16 protein-coding genes and 1 pseudogene are annotated in these 21,319 nt (G+C 53.3%); 11 read left to right on the plus strand and 6 right to left on the minus strand.

What is annotated here, in order from left to right; translation table 11 throughout:
* Positions 1 to 304 precede the first annotated feature (304 nt).
* Positions 305 to 1,579 (plus strand): chitinase, encoded by a 1,275-nt coding sequence (locus tag JMJ16_RS41100; RefSeq protein WP_201390976.1) that lies wholly within the window; start codon positions 305 to 307, stop codon positions 1,577 to 1,579.
* A gap of 85 nt (positions 1,580 to 1,664) precedes the next feature.
* Here the strand turns inward: JMJ16_RS41100 and JMJ16_RS41105 are convergent, their stop codons facing one another.
* On the minus strand, positions 1,665 to 2,081 hold the full coding sequence (locus tag JMJ16_RS41105) for an SRPBCC family protein (protein ID WP_201390977.1): 417 nt from the start codon (positions 2,079 to 2,081) through the stop codon (positions 1,665 to 1,667).
* A 236-nt stretch (positions 2,082 to 2,317) separates the two neighbouring features.
* The gene (locus tag JMJ16_RS41110) at positions 2,318 to 2,776 is read right to left on the minus strand and encodes a hypothetical protein (RefSeq protein ID WP_201390978.1); all 459 of its coding nucleotides are present in this window, start codon (positions 2,774 to 2,776) and stop codon (positions 2,318 to 2,320) included.
* A gap of 374 nt (positions 2,777 to 3,150) precedes the next feature.
* On the opposite strand from JMJ16_RS41110, the gene JMJ16_RS41115 reads away from it, so the two are divergent.
* Both JMJ16_RS41115 and JMJ16_RS41120 read left to right on the plus strand, forming a co-directional pair.
* On the plus strand, positions 3,151 to 3,603 hold the full coding sequence (locus JMJ16_RS41115) for a hypothetical protein (RefSeq protein WP_201390979.1): 453 nt from the start codon (positions 3,151 to 3,153) through the stop codon (positions 3,601 to 3,603).
* 677 nt (positions 3,604 to 4,280) lie between these two features.
* A complete protein-coding gene (locus JMJ16_RS41120; RefSeq protein ID WP_201390981.1) occupies positions 4,281 to 5,156 on the plus strand; it encodes a DUF4037 domain-containing protein in 876 nt (291 codons plus the stop codon).
* A 51-nt stretch (positions 5,157 to 5,207) separates the two neighbouring features.
* Here JMJ16_RS41120 and JMJ16_RS41125 read toward each other — a convergent pair whose 3' ends face one another.
* Positions 5,208 to 6,581 carry an MFS transporter gene (locus JMJ16_RS41125; protein ID WP_374229159.1) on the minus strand — a complete coding sequence of 458 codons (1,374 nt, stop codon included), beginning with the start codon at positions 6,579 to 6,581 and terminating at the stop codon, positions 5,208 to 5,210.
* Positions 6,582 to 7,041: 460 nt separating this feature from the next.
* Here JMJ16_RS41125 and JMJ16_RS41130 point away from each other — a divergent pair, with 460 nt between their 5' ends.
* Together JMJ16_RS41130 and JMJ16_RS41135 are read left to right on the plus strand one after the other, a co-directional pair.
* Positions 7,042 to 7,479: a RidA family protein gene (locus JMJ16_RS41130; protein ID WP_201390983.1), complete on the plus strand. Its 438-nt coding sequence runs from the start codon at positions 7,042 to 7,044 to the stop codon at positions 7,477 to 7,479.
* A gap of 334 nt (positions 7,480 to 7,813) precedes the next feature.
* A complete protein-coding gene (locus JMJ16_RS41135; RefSeq protein WP_201390984.1) occupies positions 7,814 to 11,848 on the plus strand; it encodes a DUF6788 family protein in 4,035 nt (1,344 codons plus the stop codon).
* Here JMJ16_RS41135 and JMJ16_RS41140 read toward each other — a convergent pair.
* From JMJ16_RS41140 to JMJ16_RS55025, 3 genes and pseudogenes are all read right to left on the minus strand, one after another.
* Positions 11,840 to 12,541, minus strand: coding sequence for a DinB family protein (locus JMJ16_RS41140; RefSeq protein WP_201390985.1), 702 nt, complete (start codon positions 12,539 to 12,541; stop codon positions 11,840 to 11,842). The two genes, JMJ16_RS41135 and JMJ16_RS41140, sit on opposite strands and share 9 nt — an antisense overlap.
* A 568-nt stretch (positions 12,542 to 13,109) precedes the next feature.
* Positions 13,110 to 13,610: a YbfB/YjiJ family MFS transporter gene (locus JMJ16_RS55020; protein WP_236601916.1), complete on the minus strand. Its 501-nt coding sequence runs from the start codon at positions 13,608 to 13,610 to the stop codon at positions 13,110 to 13,112.
* Positions 13,604 to 14,350 (minus strand): annotated as a pseudogene (locus JMJ16_RS55025) (YbfB/YjiJ family MFS transporter); the annotation flags it as partial. The pseudogene JMJ16_RS55025 and the gene JMJ16_RS55020, both read right to left, overlap by 7 nt.
* 413 nt (positions 14,351 to 14,763) lie before the next feature.
* On the opposite strand from JMJ16_RS55025, the gene JMJ16_RS41155 reads away from it, so the two are divergent.
* The 6 genes from JMJ16_RS41155 to JMJ16_RS41180 all read left to right on the plus strand — a co-directional run bounded on the left by JMJ16_RS41155 (position 14,764) and on the right by JMJ16_RS41180 (position 21,318).
* A complete protein-coding gene (locus tag JMJ16_RS41155) occupies positions 14,764 to 15,075 on the plus strand; it encodes an EamA family transporter (protein ID WP_374229168.1) in 312 nt (103 codons plus the stop codon).
* A 125-nt stretch (positions 15,076 to 15,200) separates the two neighbouring features.
* The gene (locus tag JMJ16_RS41160) at positions 15,201 to 15,563 is read left to right on the plus strand and encodes a hypothetical protein (protein WP_201390988.1); all 363 of its coding nucleotides are present in this window, start codon (positions 15,201 to 15,203) and stop codon (positions 15,561 to 15,563) included.
* Positions 15,544 to 17,976 carry a LuxR C-terminal-related transcriptional regulator gene (locus tag JMJ16_RS41165; protein WP_201390990.1) on the plus strand — a complete coding sequence of 811 codons (2,433 nt, stop codon included), beginning with the start codon at positions 15,544 to 15,546 and terminating at the stop codon, positions 17,974 to 17,976. The genes JMJ16_RS41160 and JMJ16_RS41165 overlap by 20 nt, the downstream gene beginning before the upstream one ends.
* Before the next feature lie 211 nt (positions 17,977 to 18,187).
* Positions 18,188 to 18,853: an MOSC domain-containing protein gene (locus JMJ16_RS41170; protein WP_201390992.1), complete on the plus strand. Its 666-nt coding sequence runs from the start codon at positions 18,188 to 18,190 to the stop codon at positions 18,851 to 18,853.
* Positions 18,854 to 19,118: 265 nt separating this feature from the next.
* On the plus strand, positions 19,119 to 20,612 hold the full coding sequence (locus tag JMJ16_RS41175; RefSeq protein WP_201390994.1) for a PfkB family carbohydrate kinase: 1,494 nt from the start codon (positions 19,119 to 19,121) through the stop codon (positions 20,610 to 20,612).
* A gap of 136 nt (positions 20,613 to 20,748) precedes the next feature.
* Positions 20,749 to 21,318 (plus strand): hypothetical protein, encoded by a 570-nt coding sequence (locus JMJ16_RS41180; RefSeq protein ID WP_201390996.1) that lies wholly within the window; start codon positions 20,749 to 20,751, stop codon positions 21,316 to 21,318.
* The last annotated feature ends 1 nt before the right edge of the window (position 21,319 follow it).

The following is a 21,319-nucleotide window of genomic DNA, read 5'->3' on the forward strand; positions in this document are numbered from 1 at the left end:
GAGGATTGGGTACACTCATGTATAAGTTCACTTGTATTTAGTGTTTTCCTGCTATCCGTGCCATTCAACGTATCACTCACCTTGCTCATTCTTCGGCTGCAAAAAAAGCCTTTTTGTAGCCTGGAGGGTTGTGCCCTAAAACTTGTGTGAACGATGGACCTGTCTACCGGATGTATGTAGGTAAACGAGCTGGGAAGATGTGATGGGTTGCATAGCTGGATTAAAGCGCAATTGGGATCGACTGACAGCGGTAAAATGTTTGCCCGCAAGGATTGCTGGCAATACCTAACGCAAGGAGTGACGCATGTCGAAAAAGAAGCTGTTGCGCCTGGGCGCACTCTCCCTGGTTGGATTGTTTCTCTTCTCTCTTCTGATCGCTATCGCCGATAAACCATCCACAGCGAAGGCAGCCTTCAGCACAAACTGGTATAACGCAGCCCCCTATGTCATGCCTCTCGCCAACAACCCTCCTAGCCTGACATCGGTCATGTCGGCGAGCGGGGTCAAGGCCTTTACCCTGGCCTTTATCGTGGCCAACAGTGGTTGTACCCCGGCCTGGGAGACAGATGCCGGGATGGATAATGTCTCCTCTGATACGCAGATGGCTCCCATTATCAACGCGATTCGCGCGGCTGGCGGGGATGTCGTGGTCTCCTTTGGCGGCTATAATGGCAATAAGCTTGGACAGACCTGTGGCACGCCCCAGGCGACCGCCGCCGCGGAGCAGGCCATCATTAACAAGTATAGTCTCCACGCCCTCGATTTTGATCTGGAGGAGCCAGAATACGAGAACGCTACCGCCATCAATAACGAGCTGGCTGCGGCCCAGATTCTCCAGGCCAATAATCCCGGCCTCTACGAATCTATCACCATTCCTGGTACCACCAGCGGCACGGGCTACTTTGGTCAGCAACTGCTCAATAATGCGAAGACGCTGGGCTATATCCCCAACAACTACGCCATTATGCCTTTCGATGGTGGCTTTAGCGGTGCGAGCAGCCAGATCAGCGCCTTGCAGAGCTTTAACACAATTCTGATGAATACCTTTGGCTGGAGTAGCGCGACTGCCTACGCACATGAGGGTATCTCTTCGATGAATGGTCGGACCGATAGCGCGGAGTACTTCTACCAGTCGGATTTCCAGACCGTGCTCAACTTTGCCGAGAGCAACCACCTGGCGCGTTATACCTTCTGGTCGGTCAACCGGGACCGCCAGTGCAATCCCCCCGATAACAATGGCTCACTCTCGGGTACCTGTAGCAGTGTGCCACAGAGCGATTGGGACTTCACCAAGGTTATCGTCCAGTTCGGGGGGGCGACACCACCTCCACCGACACCTACACCTTCGCCCACGTCAGGCTCCACGCCGACTCCCACGCCTACTACGACTGTGATCTCAACCCCCACGCCCAATCCCGGCGGATCATGTGCGGGTGTTGCCGCGTGGCAGTTGAATGTCGCCTACGTTGGAGGGAATCGCGTGACCTATAACGGCTCCCTCTGGCAGGCCAAATGGTGGACAGAGAATGATGTTCCCGGAGGCGCGGCTGGCGTCTGGACCCTCATCTCATCCTGCTAGCTAGTAGCAAGCATAAACGCCACGCTGACGATGCATCGTCAGCGTGGCGTTTATGCTTGCTTTAGTTCTCTATTTATGATTTGCCTTAGTTCTCTTCGGCGTAGCGCGCCAGTGAGTTAACAGTCTCTTGCAATTCTTCTTGCTTGAAGCCCATCGCCTGAGCCAGTCCCTCGGCATCGGGACCTTCAATCTCAATAATATGTGTAATCTGCGTGCCATTGGCGAACGGGGTCAGCACATGGCGCCCAATGATGGCTGCGTCTGGTCCAACAGGTGTGCGATCCACAAACTGGCGACCTTCTTCAACGAGGAGCAGCGAAAAGGGCATCTCTGGCCCTCCCTCAGGTTGCAAGATGCCAGATGTGCCAGTGGTGAAGGGGCCATCTGGCCGATAGAGGACGAGGCCCTTATCCCATCGGGGCCAATTGGCGACATCTTTATAAGCAACCCAGACACGCTCAGCCGTGGCGCTGGTCTGGATTGTTGCAGAAATAGCCCACATAAACACTTATCTCCTGTTTTTCATAATTAGCACTATTGCATATATTGATGATTGTACCATAGATGAGCTTTAGCATACAAGTAGTGATTTAAGAGTAGTTTTTCTGTACTTATCGGCAAATGAGGAAATGCCTGCGCGCCTACGCAGTTGTTGCCTGTAAATGCAAAGATTGCATCCTGTTCGACAAACAAGGAGATGTCAGCCAGCGTAGGCGCGTACATCAGTAACGTATCCTTTTATGCGCACTTGAGGGCGACCTCGGAGGAGGCGCTTTCGGGAACTTGATGCCAGTCGGTGCTATCCTGGTAGCTGCCAGAGGCCACGCTTCTAAAGGTCAGGGTCTGGCCCTGCGAGCAGGCGACAGAGGCGGCAGCGCTCAAACTCTTGGCATACGAGGGACCCGAGGTATTGCTCTCACTGAGCTTGTACCAGGAGCCACCTACGTTGACTTCGAGGCGTGAATTGACCTGGAGCGAGGTGACTGCGCGTGCGCATTGGATACTGCTCGCGGATGTGACCTGCTGAGTCTGTCCCAGCGCTGGCGCGCGTGCACTTACCTGGCAGATGGCCGGTGAAACCTGGAGATGATGAGGACTGAGGCTGTGGGCCTGCACAGCCTGGGTGGTTCCCAGCGCCAGGGCCATGCTCACTATAAGCAGAACGAGGGCCTTGTGCCAGGAAAGCATACGAAGCATGTTGCTACCTCCTTCTCAATGCATTTTTATGTCTATGAGTGACGATAAGAGGACGCGAAGGCAATCCATGAGTTGGCCTCGTCCTCCAACATCACAACGCATTGAGAAGGCGCCATGTGACACAACCTTTATCCTACTTCGATGCCCACCGCGCCAACCTCCTGCTTGAAAATCAGCAATTGCCACCTCCCTCTTTGTGAAGCAGGGTTTCGCGAAGATCTGTAGTAGGGATAGCACCCTGGGCAGCAGCCACGAAAGCTTAAGCTGGCTATGGCGATTGATTTTATCTCGCATGCTATTCTTATATAGGGATCTACCAGTAGAGTACTCTTTTGTCGTTTGGAGAGCTAGAGAAAGGCAGTGGGGTGAGTTTCATGAGTGGGCCAGAGGAAAAACAATCTCAGCCAGAGAAGACAGAACACGTGGACGAGCGCCTGAACAATATAGCTTATTCCCTGGGCTACTTTCTGGGAAATACGCGTTTACGCACTCAGCATTTCGCTCAAGCCTTTCGTGAGGGGAATGTAGAATCAAATCACATGCACCAGGAGCCTGTGGAAGCGCAAAGGGAGCCTTCAGAGCAGCAAATGGAGACGAATTCAATCATCACTCAATATGCTGCGACTCCCAGGCAGCCTGAGCCTACCTTGACCCAGAAAGCAGAGGATGTGATAGAAATTGTGGGTATCCAGTTGGATACGCTTTTCACAGTTTCGCGCATCCTTATGCGTAGGACGGTTGCACGTATTCGCGAAGATGTCGAAGATATATGGGTAGAGAGTCAGATACTTCGAAAGCGTCAGAGGCGACGAAGGCTCGAACGATAGTAGACGCGCTGTGGGAGATGACAGGTTCTCCCACTGAATAGGCAAAGACTTTCTCGCTTTGTGCCTTTCTGGTAGAGCTATATTAAGTGGTGACAGTCACATTATTCGAGCTCATTTTCCTTGGTTTCTTTGAGCTCTCCACCGGATAATGTTGCTCTACCGCCTTTCTCTGTAAAGGGAGGAATGATGCTGTTTTAATAATTAACCAGAGAATAGGTGAGCACCCTCATTCTCGGATTTAATATTAGAGCATTACTCATGTACAATGTTTTAACCTTTACATAAAGCTGCTTTAACAAATATCTACTATAATGAAAATGCAAGCAAGCACTGTTGTGTTATCCAACTGAACTAATGCATTTTTCTCGTGACAAAAGGACATTCCTATGCTGTGGAAACTGGCTTCGATGATTCTTCTCGATATTCTCAAGACTTTGATTGTTGAACTGGCTATAAAAGTCATCTCTTCGCTTATTTCGCATTGGATCGCCTCCATGAAATCGCTCCAGGCGCAACCTTCTCCTGCCCTAGGCCTTAACCTTGTTCCCAGCGCTATATAAATGCTCCTGAACGAAATGTCATGCGCGCTGGCGCACTACTCCGAGCACCCAATATGCCACCATCTTGAGTGCCTGTGCTATGCTGTATGCACCAATAGTCTCTAAAGGTGGATATGTATGCATTATGCCAGCCAGTGGCGTTGCGATATCGCCCGGCGTATCGCGCTCATTATCGCCCGTAACCCTGCTGTCAGCGCCATTATGGTAAGTGGCTCGACCTCGCGCGACCGCGCTGATAGCTTCTCCGACATTGAGATTGGTGTCTTCTGGTCGCGCCCGCCGCGTGCTGAGGAGCGCATGGCACCTATCGAGCCAGCGGGTGGTATCTTCTGGGAGCTGGACCCTTATGATCCCGAGGATGAGGTCTGGATGGAGGAGTGGGGCCTCAACGAGCTGAAAATCGATATGCGCAACATGACTGTTGAGGGTCTTGAGTGCCAGCTGCAAGCCGTCCTCGTCGAGCACGACACCACCCCCTTTCGCCAGTACACGCTCTCAGCCGTGCAGTATGGCATTCCTCTACATGGTCACGAGATTATCCGGGGCTGGCAGGAGCGCCTCGTCGCCTATCCTGTAGGCTTGCAAGAGGCCATGGTGCGGCGCTATATTGCTGGCGATCTGCGTGAGTGGTGCTGGTGGATCGATCAGCTCCTCAGTCGTGGCGATACCCCGCTCGTCTACCAATCCTTCAATGGAGCTATCTTTAGCGTCATCAGCATCCTTATGGGTCTCAACAAGATCTATCATCCCGGCTACAAGTGGTTGAAATACTCCCTGGCCGAGATGCCCATCCAGCCTGAGAACCTGGGCGAGCGCATCCAACAGGCTTACCAGCTTGCTCCCCACCAGGGATTTGCCACCATCCAGTCCCTGGTCCTTGAGAGCTACGAACTGGCAGTCCAGGCCCTCCCCCAGCTTGCAGAGGAAATCCCTCACGCTCGCACGCGCTTCCTCCACCGGCGCAAGCGCTTCGAGCACGAGCCTTCCCACTAGTAGCCGCGTACGCAAGTAGCGGCTACTAGTGGGGAGAGAGGTTTGCAAGCACTATTCGATCTTTTCGGCAGTACTCGCCGCTGGGGCGCAGAGCGCGGCAAGTACACATAGAAAGACCACCAGGAATAACGCGAGCCGAAGTCCCACTCGATCAGCAATAAAGCCAATCACGGTTGGACCGGCAATCATGCCAAAATATCCCCATGTTGTGACTGTTGCAAGAGGGGAACTCGTATCCTGCTTAGCGAGTCGCCCCGCCGCACTTACCACAAGAGGAAACGGAACGGAAAGGCCGATTCCTACCAGGCTCAGACCAAAGAGCACCATGGGCGTCCAGGTAAACACCAGCGCCAGGGTAAGCCCGATGGCCGCAAGTAAGCAGGCACTGCGCACAAGCATAGCAGCCCCGAAGCGCATCGCCAGCTTATCGCCAACGCTGCGCCCAAGAGTCATACAGAGTAAAAAGGCGGTGAAGCCTGCCGCTGCTAACCCAGCTCCGGTATGGAGCGTACTGGAGAGGTATATAGCGCCCCAATCGAAGATAGCCCCTACGCTGAGGAAGGCACAGAAAGCAATTATCCCTAACAATATGAGTGGTCGTGAGAAATGCAGAGGCAGCGCTTTCTGAGTGGATTGTTTTCGTGCGTTTTGTATCGACCTTGATGGTAAAAGCCAACGCGAACTTCCTATGAGGCCAGCACAGGCGCAGATAGCGATGGAGAGAAAATGGAGATCAGGGCTTACATGTAAAGCAGCCAAAATACTACCGAGTGAGGCGCCAACCAGGCTTCCCACGCTAAAGCACGCATGGAACGAATTCAGAATAGATCTGCCATATGCTTGCTCGACATCGGCGCCCTGCATATTCATCGTGACATCCATTGCGCCATTGCCGGCTCCAGAGAAGACAAGCGCCAGGAAGAGTAGCGGCATTGTTGGCGCTACAGCCATCAGAGGGAGCGCGACACCCATACCAAGCGCGGCAACAGTGCTAATCACATTGCTCCCATAGTGCCTGGAGAGTCGACTGGCAATATTCATAGCGAGGAGTCCACCGACGGTACATCCCAGTAAGGCCAGCCCTAGTTGGCCTGAAGGTAGGGCAAGCTTCATTTGTAGCTCAGGAAGACGCGTTGACATGGTAGCTGTCATCAGGCCATTCAAGAAGAAGAAAACACTCACGGCTACCCGAGCTAGACCTGAGCGCCGTTTATCTGTTTGCTGAGATTTTGTTATCATAGCACCCTTCATTCCAGGAGAGAGCCTGTAGGGGCAGAGCTTGCTCGGCCTCCGAGCGCAGCGATATGCCCAGCGGCCAGGTGTTCCCCATTTGGGGACGCGGCGGCCTGCGGGTCTCGGAGTCCATAACAGCATAGACCCTACAAACGTGGTGATTAGGCCAATAAGTGGTAGTGAAGGGGACATACTCGCTTGAAGAGTGGCGCAGCAGCGAAAAGGAGAAAGAGATGCGCAGCATAAACTCCATCGCAGGATCACCTCTTAAGTACGAGATGCCCGGCGATACACGCCGCGAAGATGAGAAGAGAGGTAGGAAGCTATGAGAAAGCAACCTGTTATAACAGAACAGGTATGATTGTGGATTTGTAGCCTGTATTACCCCGCATAAGCCTGGCGTGATCGCTTAGGCGGGTAGTTTGGTTGCGTTAATCATGGTTTCGCTTGCTTTCACACAAATGGTTTTCTTTGGGTAAGGTCAGATCTTTTGTACACAAAACTCTACCAGGAGACTGACGCTCTGTCAAGCGGCTTGCAGGATTAGGCAAGAAAGAGGGCCAATCTTGTCCTTTTCATGAAGTATAGTATGAGCAAGTTGACTGGCCAGATACGACAAGTATCTAGCATACTCTATTTAAGGGGAAAAGAAATGTCTCACTCTACACAACCGAGCCCAAACCAGGGGATTATAGAATTTCTCAATCCTGAGCAGTTACATAAAAACCCGGCGTTTACCCAGGTAATTAGCGTTAGTGGGCCGGCGAAAACCATTTATGTCGGTGGCCAGAATGCGGTTGATGCCCAGGGAAACATTGTTGGGAAAGGGGATATTAAAGCGCAGACTCAACAGGTTCTCGCCAATATACGCGAGGCTTTAGCGGCTGTTGGAGCTGAGCCAGAACATATCATCAAATGGAACGTGTACCTTGTCCAGGGTCAATCATTGCGTGAAGGATTTGCGGCCTTTCAGCAATTTTGGGGTTCTCGCCCCAATCCACCTGTCATCACAATGCTCTATGTTGTGGGGCTAGCGAACCCTGACTTTCTCATGGAAATGGATGTGACCGCAGTCGTTCCATTAGCTTAATTAACTGTACAACCTATATTCTAATGTATTCTAAAAGGTGCCAGGGAACCGCATACGCGGTTCCCTGGCACCTTTTAGAATACATTAGAATATACAAGTTTTCGTACGTCTTATATTTATGTGGCTAAAAAATAGAAGAATTAGGAAATATGTGGTATTTTTATCAGGTAGAGTGCTGAAATTTAGCATTTGAGACGCTATAATGGAAGATAGTACGCTTTTCTTTATATTACTACATTTGACTGCCCTTATCCCCCATGGTTCCTTGTCTCCTAGCCTGGCGGCAATGAGCTATTCATCTTAGATCTGGCGGTGTCTCGGTAAGGAGGGAGCCTTGAGTACGAAAATAACCTATCACCAGCAGGTGAGCTACTGTGGTAAGCCAACGTGTAGCCGCTGCCGCGAAGGGATCGGCCACGGCCCTTACTGGTATGCCTACAAGACTGAGAATGGCCACACAACGCGTACATATATCGGCAAGGAGCTTCCCCCCGAGGTGAAGGCTACACAGGAGGAGCTGGCTGGTATGCAACTGGATAAATTGTCGCCACGCGTGACGAGCGCCGCAGCCCTGGAGAGTGGTTCGGCCTTCTTCCGTGCCCATTTGCTGGGGCAGCTACGCCTGGAGCGTCGCGCGCAACGCCAATGGGCTCCCGTGACCGAGAGCGAATGGCGCCAGGGGACACTCCGCACGCTCTTCGCGTACCTGCTCTGCCAGCCCGGACGTTGTGCCAGTAAGCAGGATATCGTGCGCGATCTCTGGCCTGCCGCCGGGGTCGAGGCCTGGTCACTGCTGGATAAGACGCTGGCCCACCTGGAGCATGAGCTGGCGACTCCCCTCTCCATGAAAGGCAGGAAGACGACGGCCCGCCAGGCACGTGCGCAACAGTCTCTAGTACGGATCACGGAAGACGAGGTTATCCTGGCGGGACAGGCTCAGATCTGGGTAGATGCCGATGGCTTTGAGCAACTAGTAGGCGTACTGACAAACTCAGCTACTAGCGAGCCAGGATCAGAGCGTGAGCAGTTGCTGGTACAGGCCGCCACACTCTACGGCGGAGATCTTCTACCTGAGGAACGCCAGGCCTCCTGGCTGCTTGAACGTCGCCTACGCCTGCGCCGGGCCTGGCTCTCGCTTCTACTTGAGCTGACCGATCTCGCCATAGCTCGTCAGGATTCACTTGGTGCCCTCAAGATGTTGGATCGTGTGCTGGCGGTCGACTCCCTCCATGAGCAGGCGGTGCAGCGCTCGATCTACCTGATGGCGCGCCTTAACTGGCGCGGTGATGCGCTACGTGCCTATAAGCGCCTGGAAGGGGAGCTGCTCCAGGAACAGGGACGCAGGCCCTCGCCCGAAACTCGCGAACTCTATGACGCCGTGCGCAATGGACGTGAGCCACAGCCTGTCTTCGCCTCTACACCCGCCACTCCCCAAACGGCTCATTCGGTTCCCGTGGCTCCTGCATTCCCCACGGCCTCTGTACCCCCAGTAGCCGCGTACGCCAGTAGCGGACTCCCAGTCCAGATTGGTCGCCCGCGCCAGAGTCCCCTCGTAGGGCGTACCAGCGAGCTAGAGACGCTGTATAGCTTACTCGACGAGGTGGAGCAGCAGGGGCACCAGGCATATCAGTCACAGCGCCAGGTCACGGGCCTGCCACTGGATACGCAGCGTCGTCCGCAATGTGTCTTTTTAATGGGGGTGACAGGTATTGGCAAGACGCGCCTGGCGGAAGAGATGGCGCGCCAGGCACGTCTGCATGGCTGGAATATCGCCTGGAGTCGTGTCTACCATCAAGAGAGCGGTATTCCTTATCACATCTGGACCGATGCGCTCCGCAAGACCATCGCCGAGGCCAAGCTCTTCTCGGATATATTCGCCTCCTTTGGTACTCATGCGCAGCTAGCGGGTTCATCCTCGCTCGCGGCGCCGGGTACGCAAAGTTCGCGCCTCGCTCTCCAGGAGCGCACACAGCTGGTGACCCAGGAGCAGAAGAACCTCTCGCGCTCCACCAGGGGTCGCCCACGGCGTGCGCCTCGTGAGATGCCATCCGCGTCAGAGGCGGTACCTACCGCTTCACTGCAACTTCAGCCGCTGGTAACCCTTCTGCCTGAATTAGCCTCGCTGGTACCTAATCCGCGTGGCACCCTTATGCCCTTCCTCTCGCCTGAGCAGGAGCAGTTACGCCTGCACGAGGCCGTACGTGATCTCCTCTTCGCTGCCAGTGAGGCCGCGCCCCTGCTCGTCGTACTGGACGATATCCAGTGGGCAGACGCCAGTAGCGGTGACCTGCTGGGTTATCTCGCGCGCCATGCAGCGGGCCGACCCCTACTCTTCGTTGCCACCTGTCGCGAGACCGAGTTGCCGGAGACGCACCCTTTGCGCAATCTGATCAACCATATGCAGCGTGAGCACTCGGTGCGTACTCTCCAGATCGAGCCGTTGAGCAGCGAGGAGATTGCGCGCCTGGTGTCGCATCTGCCAGAAGACATGGTCCAGCGCATTCAATCGCAGGCTGCGGGCAACCCCTATTTCGCGGAAGAGCTAGCGCACTCGACTCCTCCTACCCTGCCCTCGTCCATCACCGCCGCGCTTGAGCATCGTGTTCGCACATTAAGTCACGCCTGCCGACAGTTGTTGGGGAGCGCCGCCGTGCTGGGAGGATCGTTCGAGTTTACTACACTCTATGCCATGGAATCTGCCTCCTCTAGCCCGGTCAATGAGGATACCGTGATCGAGTATCTGGAAGAGGCCCTGGAATCTGGCGTATTGAGCGAGGAGCGTGTAGGCGTACGTGCTATCTATCACTTCTGGCATCCTCTGCTGGTCAACCATCTGTATGATCATGTCTCCGCCGCTCGTCGCGCCCGCCTGCACCAGCGGGCCGCCAACGTCTTGCAGGAGATGTATGAGGGGCATGAAGACGAGGCTGCCGCGACCATTGTGCGCCACCTCGTCGCCGCAGGCGCTCCCGCGGAACGTATTGTCTACTATGCGCAACTTGCCGCCGAGCATGCCTATGCCCTGCCCGCCTATGCTGAGGCCGAGCGCCACTATCGGCTAGCCCTGGAGCAACTCGATGCGCCGGATCGTCCCTTCGCCAGGCGTGACAACTCGGCTGTTATACCTGAAGCAGAGGAGCAGCATAACCTGCGCCTTAGCCTCCTTGAGCGCCTGGCGGAGTGTACCATGATTCGCGGGCACTTCAGCGAGGCCCGCGCGCTCTATGAGCGCGTCTTACAAATGCGCGACTCAGAGCAGCCCCTGGCGCCCTTCGAGGCCCAGAAACAGGCCCTGCTCTGGGGCGAGGTTGGTCGCTGCTGGCGTAATGCCAGCGATACCAGTATGGCTCGCACCTGCTGTGAGCGTGGCGAGCGTGTCTTGAAGGAGGCTGGCATTACCAGTGGACCCGCCTGGGCGCGCCTGCGTTACCAGCAAGGCAGCATCTATCGCATGGAGGGACGCTATCGCGAGGGTCGCCAGGCCGCGCGCGAATCGCTGGACTTCTTCGATAGTCAGCAGACCATGCACCTGGTGGGTCCCATTATTCAGGCCACGCGCCTGGAGCGTGCCCTGGCTGGTGATCCCGTCGACCTGGGGAATACCCACCGCCTCCTGGGATCACTCTCCGACGCCGAGGGACACGCCGAAGACGCCCTGGAGCACCTGGAGACCGCCCTCATCATCTTTGAGCAAGCCGAGCATAAGCGCTTGATCGCGCACGTCTGCTGCGACCTAAGCTATGTGCAGATCAAGAAGGGCGACTTTGAGGATGCCCAGGCCAGGCTACGTCACTCTCTCAACCTGGCCCAGAGCGTCGACGACGATCCCCTTATCGGTGTCATATGTAGCAACTACGGCGAATTGTATGCCATGAAAAACGAGCTGGACGAGGCCGAGAACTGGTATCGCCGCAGCTTGGCCTATGCTCATAGCCATAAAGACAAGGTCTATATCAGCCAATGGAATAGTCGCCTGGCCGCCGTCCTCCTTGAAGAGGACAAACTTGCGGAGGCTGCGAACTACATCGTACAAGCCGTCAAGACCGCCCGTGTTATCCGCAACAACCCCAGCCTGGGGCGTGCCCTTGTCAGCCTGGGAAATTACCGCATTGCAGAAGCCCTGGGCATGGAGACCCTACCCACCATTCGCCGTCGCCTGCTCACACACGCCCTGCATAGCCTGAAGCGCGCCCTCGCCCTCGAAGGTCTCGAAGCCGAGACCCGTGTGCGTGCTCATTTGGCCCACGCCCACGCTGAACTCCTCCTGGAGCAGCCTGATGCCCGCGAACACTTGCACCAGGCTCTCCACGAGGCCCGCGCCTGCGACCTCGTTCCTCTCGTCCAACAAAGCGAGCGTTTGCTAGTGTAGCTCGACCAGGTCAGGGTCGGTGGGGGCAAATTCCCTGCTTTCAGGATAGAGTTCGAAGGCCTGTTGCAGCGTAGGTCTGGCTTTCTCTAGCTGGTCATGCGTAGCGTAGAAGCAGGCCAGGTTATAGAGCATATAGCCCTTCAAGGTGTCGGGTACCTCGCCCTCTACGACCCTGCCCGCCCAGGCCTCATATGTGTGTAGCGCACCTGCAACATCGTGCCGGTCGAGGAGATAATACCCCAGGTGAATCTGGGTATGCTCGTAACAATTTCCCATAAATGAGAGGTAGAGTGGCATACCTTCTTGCGCCCAGTCGAAGCGCTTGAAGGCCGTCAAATCTTCTTCTGAGAACTGCTCGGTCAACGCGATGAGATCGGCGTATACCTGGTCGGATTCAGCGAGAATATCTGGCCAGGCGCGATAGCGGTTTTCCTCGAAGACAACGGGATTGATCTGCTCAAAATGCCCAATCTCCTCCGGCTGTGGCTCCTGGCGTAGCTGGGCCTGCAACCTGAGCACGAGTCGTTGTCGCCAGAATGACAGGTGCACCACATGGTCTTTTGCAGACCAGCGATCAGGCTCGCCAATAGCAGCCAGCTCGGCGGAAGGCAGTCCCTGAAAAAAGGCATTCTGGTCAGCCTGTGCCTGGCGTAAGAGGTCAAGTAAAATGGGTTTAAAAGTCTGTTTGCTCATGGTTATTTTTCTTCCTTGCATTGTTTGAATGAAATGGGAACATACGCAAGGCATACATCGCCCTGCAAGCAACATCTAACATCCCAATATCTAAAGATGGGGGAACAAGAGGAGGCAATGCACCGGAAGAGAGGATGTAGCGTCTGCCTATCAGCAGCAAATATTCCTGACACCTGAGGTGCAGAGCCCCATTGAAGGCCTAAAAAAACGGCTCAGATGGCTCATAAATGGCACCTCCTTTCAGTTTAGCAAAAACGTCATCCAATAAAGTGAGTATACCAGAACGCCCCGCTTTTAGCAAGGTAAAAAAAGAGTAAGGACCTGCTACATGAGGATACAATCATACCGAGACATCGCAAAGACGAGAGAAGGAAGGAGCGGACGCACCATTTGATTGCTAGGTGCGCCGCTTCTCTTGCATACAGCAAACTTGCTTCTACAGGGCCTTTGCAGAGCGGGAATGCTCTCGCTGAATAATATACACGCCGAACTACTCAATTTAAAGAAAATGCTGGCGCGTTTTGGCCTGAAAGCATCTCTTGGAGACAAGTAGAGCAGCCAGTATCACTTAAGATGAACGAGTCGTACTATGGTCTTTATGACCTGTATTACTGTCATGTTTACGTTCCTCCAAAAGACGATGTTCTTGCTGAAATACCGCGATCACGAGAGCCAGTAATAACAGGATGGGTGCTAGCCAGACGCTAGCAGAGACATTTCCTGTGTAATCAGAGAGCCATCCCGAGAGGACAGGACCTATTGCTTGACCGACGGCAAAACCGGCTGTCATAATCGCAATCCCAGCCGTCCAGAAACTGGAATGAAGATGGCGACGGCACAACCCTGTAACGGCGGTTGGTCCAGCCATGAAACTGCCACCAAAGATGATAGCTGAGACTAATGCTGAAGGGAAGCCAGGATAGAGAAGCACCGGAAGTGTCCCAGTGAGGACGATTGCAGACACGATTGCAGGCCCCCAACCGCCTTTACACTGGGCAAGGATTGGCCCCCATCCCAGAGTTGATAGGGCAGAAGCAATTCCCAGAATGATAAAGAAGAGAGCAGACATCCAGGGGGGGCACCCTGTGCATGCAGCAAAGCAATTACAAATGTCATGTACGTCACGTACCCAGCACCAAAGAGCAGGTATCCAAAGAAGGTCGGACTCAGCTTACTGAAATCGCCTAGCCTTAACATGGCGCTCCCCTGCGTGTTTTGTTTTGGAAGGGTTCTATAGGCGAGCCAGGTGGGGATTAGAGCAACCAGCGCGGCAACCCCCAAAATGATCCAACCAAGACGCCATCCACCCGAACCACTGGTGAGTGCGGTAGGCACGACGATGCCAGAAATGATAATCCCAAGTCCTGGGCCAGTAAAATAGACTGGCATCAATGTTGGGCGTATGCGAGCCGCTAGGGCGGAACCAAGTACAAAAGTGATCGCTGTGCTTATGCCTCCAATGAAACGCAACACGAGCAACATTGTGTACGTGCTTGTCGCACCACTCAGAAGGAGGATAAGAGCGCTGATGGCCATACTTCCCAGGAAAGTCAGGCGGTTCCCAAGGCGTTGTGCAACCCAGGCAGTGATTAAGGTTCCGATAATATAGCCTATCGCGTTTGAGGTATTGAGCCCACCTGCCTGGGCAAAATTCCAGTGCAGTTGTTCGCGCATGGGCGGAAGCAAGAGAGAATAGGCAAAGCGAGAAAAGCCGAGTGCGACGACAGGCCCTAGCGCAAGCCCCAGAGCTGCGAGCATTTCGCTCAAGCTAAACCGTTCTCGTGTTCGTGTCGTTCCCATTGTTGCCATACCATGTAGCCCTTTATGGAAGAATAAGTGTAATAGTGTTCCTCGCCTCAAAATTGACTAGTAGTGTCACAGCGAAGAAAACATATCAGGTTTGATCATGCCCTGGTAAAAGGAGAGAGTCGTAAGGATAGCTTCTAAACTAATACAGTTATGAAAACTGTCCTTCTCTCTTACCTAAGGAGCATTGATCTTTGACCGCTAGTATAGGTTCCTCGCTTGTCGTTGTCATGGCCAAAAATAAGTAACATATGAGGTGTAATCTGCTCTTTGATCAAATTAATTATTGACCTAAAGTAAGTAGTACGCGAAGCTTCATTGTAAATGGTGCTGGATGTTGGTATGGAGGAAGCTGAGAGAAACAGGGTTATATCTTTTTAATCATAATTACACCAACGCTGGGTGGGATCACGCCAATCTGGCTGCTCCGCTTGGTGGCAGCAGTCCTGCTCATGTTGGGAGCACGTCCGCTTGAGCAATCTCTTGAGCTGCCGCCCCGCCCTGTCTGGAAATATCTCATTGGTATAGGTCTTCTTGACACGGGTGCCTTTGTCGCTAATGCGCTCGGGTTTACGCTGGCTCAAGTTTCCCTGGTGAGCGTGCTTGGCTCCCTCTTTAGCGCTGTCACAGTCCTGCTGGCCTGGTTTGTCTTGCATGAACAACTCTTCTGGCGGCAATGGCTGGGAATTGGTAGCATTTTTCTGGGGATTTTTCTTGTCAATAGTTGAGGCACCCTTTGCATCAAAAAGCAAGAAACTATGCTACCATATATTCGTGATAGTCATACTTTGTGTTTACTGGGCAGCATAAAGAAGAAACGAAAGGAAGTAGTTGTAGATGTTGGAGGGCGTATATGTTTATACACGATCCGTTGTTGGAGACCAAGTTTGCCATTCCCATTTCACCACATGCCTTGATGACTCGTCCTCGGCTGACCACTTTGCTCAATCAAGGATTGCAGCGACAACTACTTCTTGTCTCAGCGCCAGCTGGTTTCGGCAAAACAACGCTACTTGCACAATGGCAGAAAGCACTTTCGCAGAAGTCGGTGTTTACGGCCTGGGTAACGCTTGATAAAGGTGACAATTATCTCCTCTCCTTTTGGCGATATGTCCTTGCCGCTTTCAATAAATGCCAGGAAGGTATCGCCAAAGAGGCATTAGACGCGGTCATGGCGCCACAGAAGCCGCGTATATGTGCTTACGACCTTCATTAATGCCCTTGCAACAAGTAACGCGACCTGGGTGTTGTTTCTGGATAATTATCAGGCAATTACAGATCCAGAAATCCACGACTCGTTGACATTTCTTCTAGAACATCTGCCAGCACACCTGCATATTCTTCTGGCGACACGTGTTGATCCACCACTTCCTCTTGCTCGTCTGCGTGCTGGAGGTCAACTCTTAGAGCTACGCACCGAACAACTGCGCTGTATACCCGAAGAGATGACGCGTTTTCTCAACGAAGTCATGGATCTCTCTCTTCCTCAAGACCTGGATGTCCAAAGCGTGACCTCCACAGAAGGTTGGCTTGTTGGCTTGCAATTGATGGGTCTCTGGCTCAAAAAACAACCTTATCCCCACGAGGCACTCAAGGCTCTTCATGGGAGTCACCGCTATGTCTTTGACTACCTGATGGAGGAAGTGTTGAGCCAGCAGTCTGAAGAGGTGCAGGCCTTTCTGCTACAAACCTCTCTTCTTGAGCACCTTAGTGCTCCTTTGTGTGATGCCGTTACCGAGTCGTCTAATAGTCAAGAGATGCTTGAGTTTCTGGAGCGAAATAACCTGTTTATTGTGGCTTTGGATGAAAACAGATGCTGGTATCGCTATCAATCGCTCTTTGCGAAAACCTTACGTTATCGACTCGAACGGAGTGATACAGCACAAATTCACGCCCTGCATCTGAAAGCAAGCCGCTGGTATGCCCGAGAAGGGGCAATCAATGAGGCGATAAACCATGCATTGAAAGCACATGCATGGTATGAAACTGCTGCTTTGCTCGAACCTATTATTCAGAGGCTTCTCTGGAAGCGCTGCGAACTCCCAATTCTGTGGCAATGGCTTCAGCAACTCCCACAGGAGGTTATACGCATACACCCGTATCTGGGCTTGGCTTATGCAATGATTCTCTTCCTTACAACCTCGCCCGAAGAAGCTATCCCCTGGCTTCAAGCAACTCAAGAGGCTATAGCCGTCTACTCTCCAGCATATAATGATGTGAGTGGCGATGTTCTCTCTCAAAATGCGTCATACGAGAAATTGCGTGGAGAAGTTACCGCTCTTGAAGCAATCATTACCAGTTATCGAGGTGCGGATACGGTAACGTTAGATCTCTGTTCCCAGGCGTTGGCCTATCTTCCTGAAGAGGATAATAATGCTCGTGCGACCATCTTCCTGGCTCAATCCCTGGCTTATTTTGCACAAGGCCGAGCAGTGGATGCAACCTGCTGTGCGCTCAAGGCCTCCAGTTTTGCTCAAGAAATAGGTGACATTCCAGGGGCGATCTGTCATCTGAGCATCGCGGCTTACTATCTTCTCTTGCGTGGTCGGCTTCAAGAGGCACACAACCTCTTACAACAGACATATCAACTTGGGAGTGCGCCTGGTAATTTCTCCTGCTCAGCTGTAGCCTGGGCAAATATGTGCCATGCTGAGATATTGAGAGAGTGGAATCGGCTTGATGAAGCCCTTGTGTTGACGTCTGAAGGCATGCCTTCAGAAGAACAGATTGAATTGCTGATTCTACTGAGTACGGGCTACCTACAGTTGGTACGCTTGTATCTGTCACGTAACGAATTAGATGCGGCTGACAATGTCTTTCAGCAAAGGAGGAAAAGTCCTTTACAGGCCGATAGTACTAATCAACTTGCCTGGATACTCGCGGTTGAACAAGTTCGGCTCTGGATCGCGCATGGAGAATTAGAACGCGCTAGCCATTGGGTACAAGAATTAGAGTGGCGCGAGAGGCCACGCTCGCTTTTTGCCTGTGAACGAGAGGGTGTTGCTCAAGCACGTGTTCTGCTGGCACAACATCAACCCTCTGAAGCTCTCGGGGTCCTTAGTTTCCTGTTACCACATGCTCAAGAGATGGAGCGTTGGGGAAACGTCCTCGAGATGCTGATTCTGCAAGCGCTAGCCTATCACATGCAACAAGAAGAGATCCAAGCGCTCTCTATACTCGCACAAGCTGTACGTATCGCTGAGCCTGAAGGCTATATTCGCATCTTTGTCGATGAGGGAGCACCAATGCAACTCTTGCTCAGCAGACTCAAGGATATCGAGCAGAGACCTCCTCATTACTTAGACACGGTCCTTGTAGCTTTCCAAAGAGGAAAAGAGATGCTTTCCACTGGAAGTCAGGAACCAGATACAGTATCAGTTATTGGAATTTCTTCAGGTCAGTGTGCAGAGCACAAAATCATGCAATCATTGACTGAAACGTTAAGTATGCGTGAAATAGAGGTGCTTCAATTGATGGTGAAGGGAAAATCAAATCAAGAGATTGCCAAGGATCTGGTTATCGCGACGAATACAGCTAAACGACATGTGAGCAATATCTTTATAAAGTTAGGAGTCAACAATCGTCTTCAGGCCGTAGCCCGAGCACGCGAACTTGGCCTGATCTTGTGATCCCCTTCCTGGCTGTGCGACTTTCCGAATCACAGGTGCTTGTCTAGTCCCCCAAGAACCTAAACATGGAGTTGCTCCAATTCAGTAGAAGCCAAGAACAGAAGGAACGTTTACTTTGACTAGAAATTGAAGAGTATATCATGAATAGTATAAGATATATTATTAGCAACAATAGAGAAAGCCGCGAAAATAGGAAGAGGGAAATACACATATGCCAACTATGCGGGTTATTTCGGTCAATGTGGGGTTGCCGCGAACGGTTAACTGGGAAGGCAAAGAATTCCAGACCGCCATCTATAAGCAGCCTGTAGAAGGGCGTGTACGCGTACGCAAGGAGAACCTGGACGGTGACCGCCAGACTGACCTGAAGAACCACGGCGGGTTTGATAAAGCCGTCTACGCTTATTCCGCCGACAACTATCCTTACTGGCAGCGAGAACTGAACCGCGATGAACTGTGCTGGGGCTCCTTCGGCGAGAATCTGACTCTCACAGGCCTCAACGAGCGCGAGGTACGCATCGGCGATATATTTCGTATAGGCAATGCAATCTTCCAGATCACACAACCGCGCACACCCTGCTATAAGCTGGAGGCGCGCCTCCAGCAGGAGCGCTTTATCAAGCCTTTTCAAGATAGTGGCCTCGTCGGCTTCTACCTGGCCGTGCTTGAAGAGGGCGACGTAGCAGCGGGCGATCCCATGGAGCTGCTCAAGCGCGACGAGACCAGTATGACCATCGCCGAAGTCGCCGCAGTCATCGCCGATAAAAGTGACCTCGTGGCTCTGCGCCGCGCCGCCGAACTTGAGCACTTTCCCCCCAAGGTCCGCGCCATCTTTGCCCGCTCTCTACGCAAAAAAGAGGCAGCCCAGGCGAGATAGTCCGCTATATGTGCGCTACTTACGTACGCACCTACGCTGATGAGCTTACGGGTGTATCTGCAACAGGTGGATGCTGCCACTTTTCTACATCGAAGTCAGGGATAAGAGGAGGTTTTTGGCACACAAAGCGCCAAAAACCTCCTCTTATCCCTGACTTTTGCGTATCTCGCAGCCATATTTTTGACGATGAGATAGGCCGTACGATATAAGTAGTCTAGAAGAGTATCAATAAAAAGATAAACCATCTTTAGAATAAAGGACCACCATGAGTCAGAGAGCAATAGACCTTGTGCGGCAGTTTCCGCAGAAGCGCGTCTTTCTTATAGGCGATGCGCTCCTGGATACCTATCTGGAGGGAGAGGCCTCACGGCTCTGTCGCGAGGGACCAGTTCCGCTCCTGTGGAAGACAAGAGAACAGCATGCTCCGGGTGGCGCCGCCAATGTCGCCGCCAACCTCAAGGCCTTGAACGCCCACGTCTCTTTTCTCAGTGTGATCGGTAACGATTATGCCGGGTCTCTCCTGTGTGGCGAACTGAAGGATATGGGCATCGATACGCAATGGTTGCTGGAAGACGATACCCCATTAACTCCCCATAAAATGCGCATCCTTGCTGAAGGTCAGTATGTCATTCGCCTCGACGATGGTGCGCGCCAGGGTGTGACCATGCGCCCCACGAATGAGGCTCTGCGCACCCGTTTGCACCAACATATTGAAGAACTCTACGCTAACTCTGACGTGGTCGTGATCTCAGATTACCATTATGGCGTTGTATCGCAGCCGGTCATCGAACAACTCACAGTCCTTGCCAATCGTAATCCCAAGCCCATCTTGATCGACTCGCAGGCCTTACAGCGCTTCCAGCATCTCCCGGCCACCGTTGTTACCCCTAACCACCCCGAAGCGAAGCGCCTCGTCGAATTGGGTGGAGAGACACCCGCCGAGGATTGGGAGGAGCTAGCGCAGCAGCTTCATAAAGTCCTGCACGTTGACTATATCGCCATCACGCTGGCGGAACATGGCGTCTACCTGCGCCAGCGTGATGCTGCCTCTGGTCTGCATGTGCCGACCCGCCCGGTCGAAAATGCCCAGGATGTCGGCGCCGGAGACTCCTTTGCCGCTGCCTTCTCACTAGCCCTGGCCGCTGGCGGAAACATTGAAGAGTCCGCCCAGATCGGACTTGATAACGCGGGCATCGCGGTCACCAAACCCAGAACAGCCTTTGTCTCACAACAGGAACTGCTGCAACGGGCGAGTTTACGCACCTTCACGGCTGTCCTACAAACCCAGGAAGATGAGCTTGAGAGGCTTCGTGCCACGCTGGAGATCGAACGCCTACGCGGTAAAACCATCGTCTTTACCAATGGCGTCTTTGACATCTTGCACGCCGGACATATTCACTTCTTGCGCCAGGCCCGGCAACTGGGCGATGTCCTGGTCGTGGCCATCAACAGTGATCGCAGTGCGCGTGGCCTGAAGGGTCCAGGCCGACCTATCCACAGCGAGCAGGATCGCCTGGCCCTCGTCGCGGCGCTCGACCCCGTCAACTACACCCTGCTCTTCGACGAAGACACCTCCAGCGCGATTATTAGTACGCTCCGCCCCGACATCTATGTTAAGGGCGGCGACTATAGCGATGAGGCCATTCCAGAAGCAGCGGCCATTCAGGAAGCTGGCTGCCGCCTCGTCATCCTCCCCCTCGTCGGCAGCGCCAGCACCAGCAACGTCATCGAACGCATCGTCGCCACCCAAGAAGGCTAAAGTCATGATCCGGCGCGTACAGTCCGTACGCGCCTTTTCTTCTTACAAATCTTCTTCCAGAACTTGACAATCCCTTTGTGATTCATGTACTATGCTCTGTAGCACAGAGTGCTCTATATAATTATGGAGGGAAGCAATGCATATTACTCCTGATGAGGCGCAGGCAGCTTTGAATGATATCGAGGATGCGGCAAAGCAGGCAAGGCACCTCGTAAATACCTGGGCGTACTTTATGTTGCTCTGGGGCGTAGTCTGGACACTGGGCTTTCTTGTCACACAGTTCGCGCTTTCACTGATTGTGTGGATATGGAGTGTGATGCTGCTGGTGGGAATGGGTGGCTCGATGATCCTGGGTATCCTTCAAGGGCAGCGTACGCGACCGGCCCCGGGCGCGCAGTCAACTCGTGATTCTACCTTGTATGGGATATTCAATGGTGTACTCTATGGCTTTGTTTTGCTCTGGGTACTCCTCATTCCTCTCAAACCGCTCCATATCGGACTGCTCTGGATTACAGCGGAGATGATGAGTGCTATTATGGCCGGCATCTGGTTGCGGCAACCATTGTCTCTGGTGCTTGGCATAGGCGTGACGCTCATCACAATTGTGGGTTACCTGTTGTTGCCTGGCTACTTCTGGGCGTGGTCAGCCCTCTTTGCCGGATTACCTTTGATTATTGTAGGTATCTCCTTTTTAAGGCGGCGTTAAC

This window comes from Ktedonobacter sp. SOSP1-52 (assembly GCF_016587395.1).

What these genes read in the sequence shown, in the direction of transcription:
- JMJ16_RS41175 (WP_201390994.1), top strand. Translation starts at nt 19,119, where the DNA reads ATGAGTCAGAGAGCAATAGACCTTGTGCGGCAGTTTCCGCAGAAGCGC.
- JMJ16_RS41140 (WP_201390985.1), bottom strand. Translation starts at nt 12,541, where the DNA reads ATGAGCAAACAGACTTTTAAACCCATTTTACTTGACCTCTTACGCCAG.
- JMJ16_RS41125 (WP_374229159.1), bottom strand. Translation starts at nt 6,581, where the DNA reads ATGTCCCCTTCACTACCACTTATTGGCCTAATCACCACGTTTGTAGGG.
- JMJ16_RS41100 (WP_201390976.1), top strand. Translation starts at nt 305, where the DNA reads ATGTCGAAAAAGAAGCTGTTGCGCCTGGGCGCACTCTCCCTGGTTGGA.
- JMJ16_RS55020 (WP_236601916.1), bottom strand. Translation starts at nt 13,610, where the DNA reads ATGTCTGCTCTCTTCTTTATCATTCTGGGAATTGCTTCTGCCCTATCA.
- JMJ16_RS41170 (WP_201390992.1), top strand. Translation starts at nt 18,188, where the DNA reads ATGCCAACTATGCGGGTTATTTCGGTCAATGTGGGGTTGCCGCGAACG.
- JMJ16_RS41115 (WP_201390979.1), top strand. Translation starts at nt 3,151, where the DNA reads ATGAGTGGGCCAGAGGAAAAACAATCTCAGCCAGAGAAGACAGAACAC.
- JMJ16_RS41130 (WP_201390983.1), top strand. Translation starts at nt 7,042, where the DNA reads ATGTCTCACTCTACACAACCGAGCCCAAACCAGGGGATTATAGAATTT.
- JMJ16_RS41105 (WP_201390977.1), bottom strand. Translation starts at nt 2,081, where the DNA reads ATGTGGGCTATTTCTGCAACAATCCAGACCAGCGCCACGGCTGAGCGT.
- JMJ16_RS41110 (WP_201390978.1), bottom strand. Translation starts at nt 2,776, where the DNA reads ATGCTTCGTATGCTTTCCTGGCACAAGGCCCTCGTTCTGCTTATAGTG.
- JMJ16_RS41160 (WP_201390988.1), top strand. Translation starts at nt 15,201, where the DNA reads ATGTTTATACACGATCCGTTGTTGGAGACCAAGTTTGCCATTCCCATT.
- JMJ16_RS41180 (WP_201390996.1), top strand. Translation starts at nt 20,749, where the DNA reads ATGCATATTACTCCTGATGAGGCGCAGGCAGCTTTGAATGATATCGAG.
- JMJ16_RS41120 (WP_201390981.1), top strand. Translation starts at nt 4,281, where the DNA reads ATGCATTATGCCAGCCAGTGGCGTTGCGATATCGCCCGGCGTATCGCG.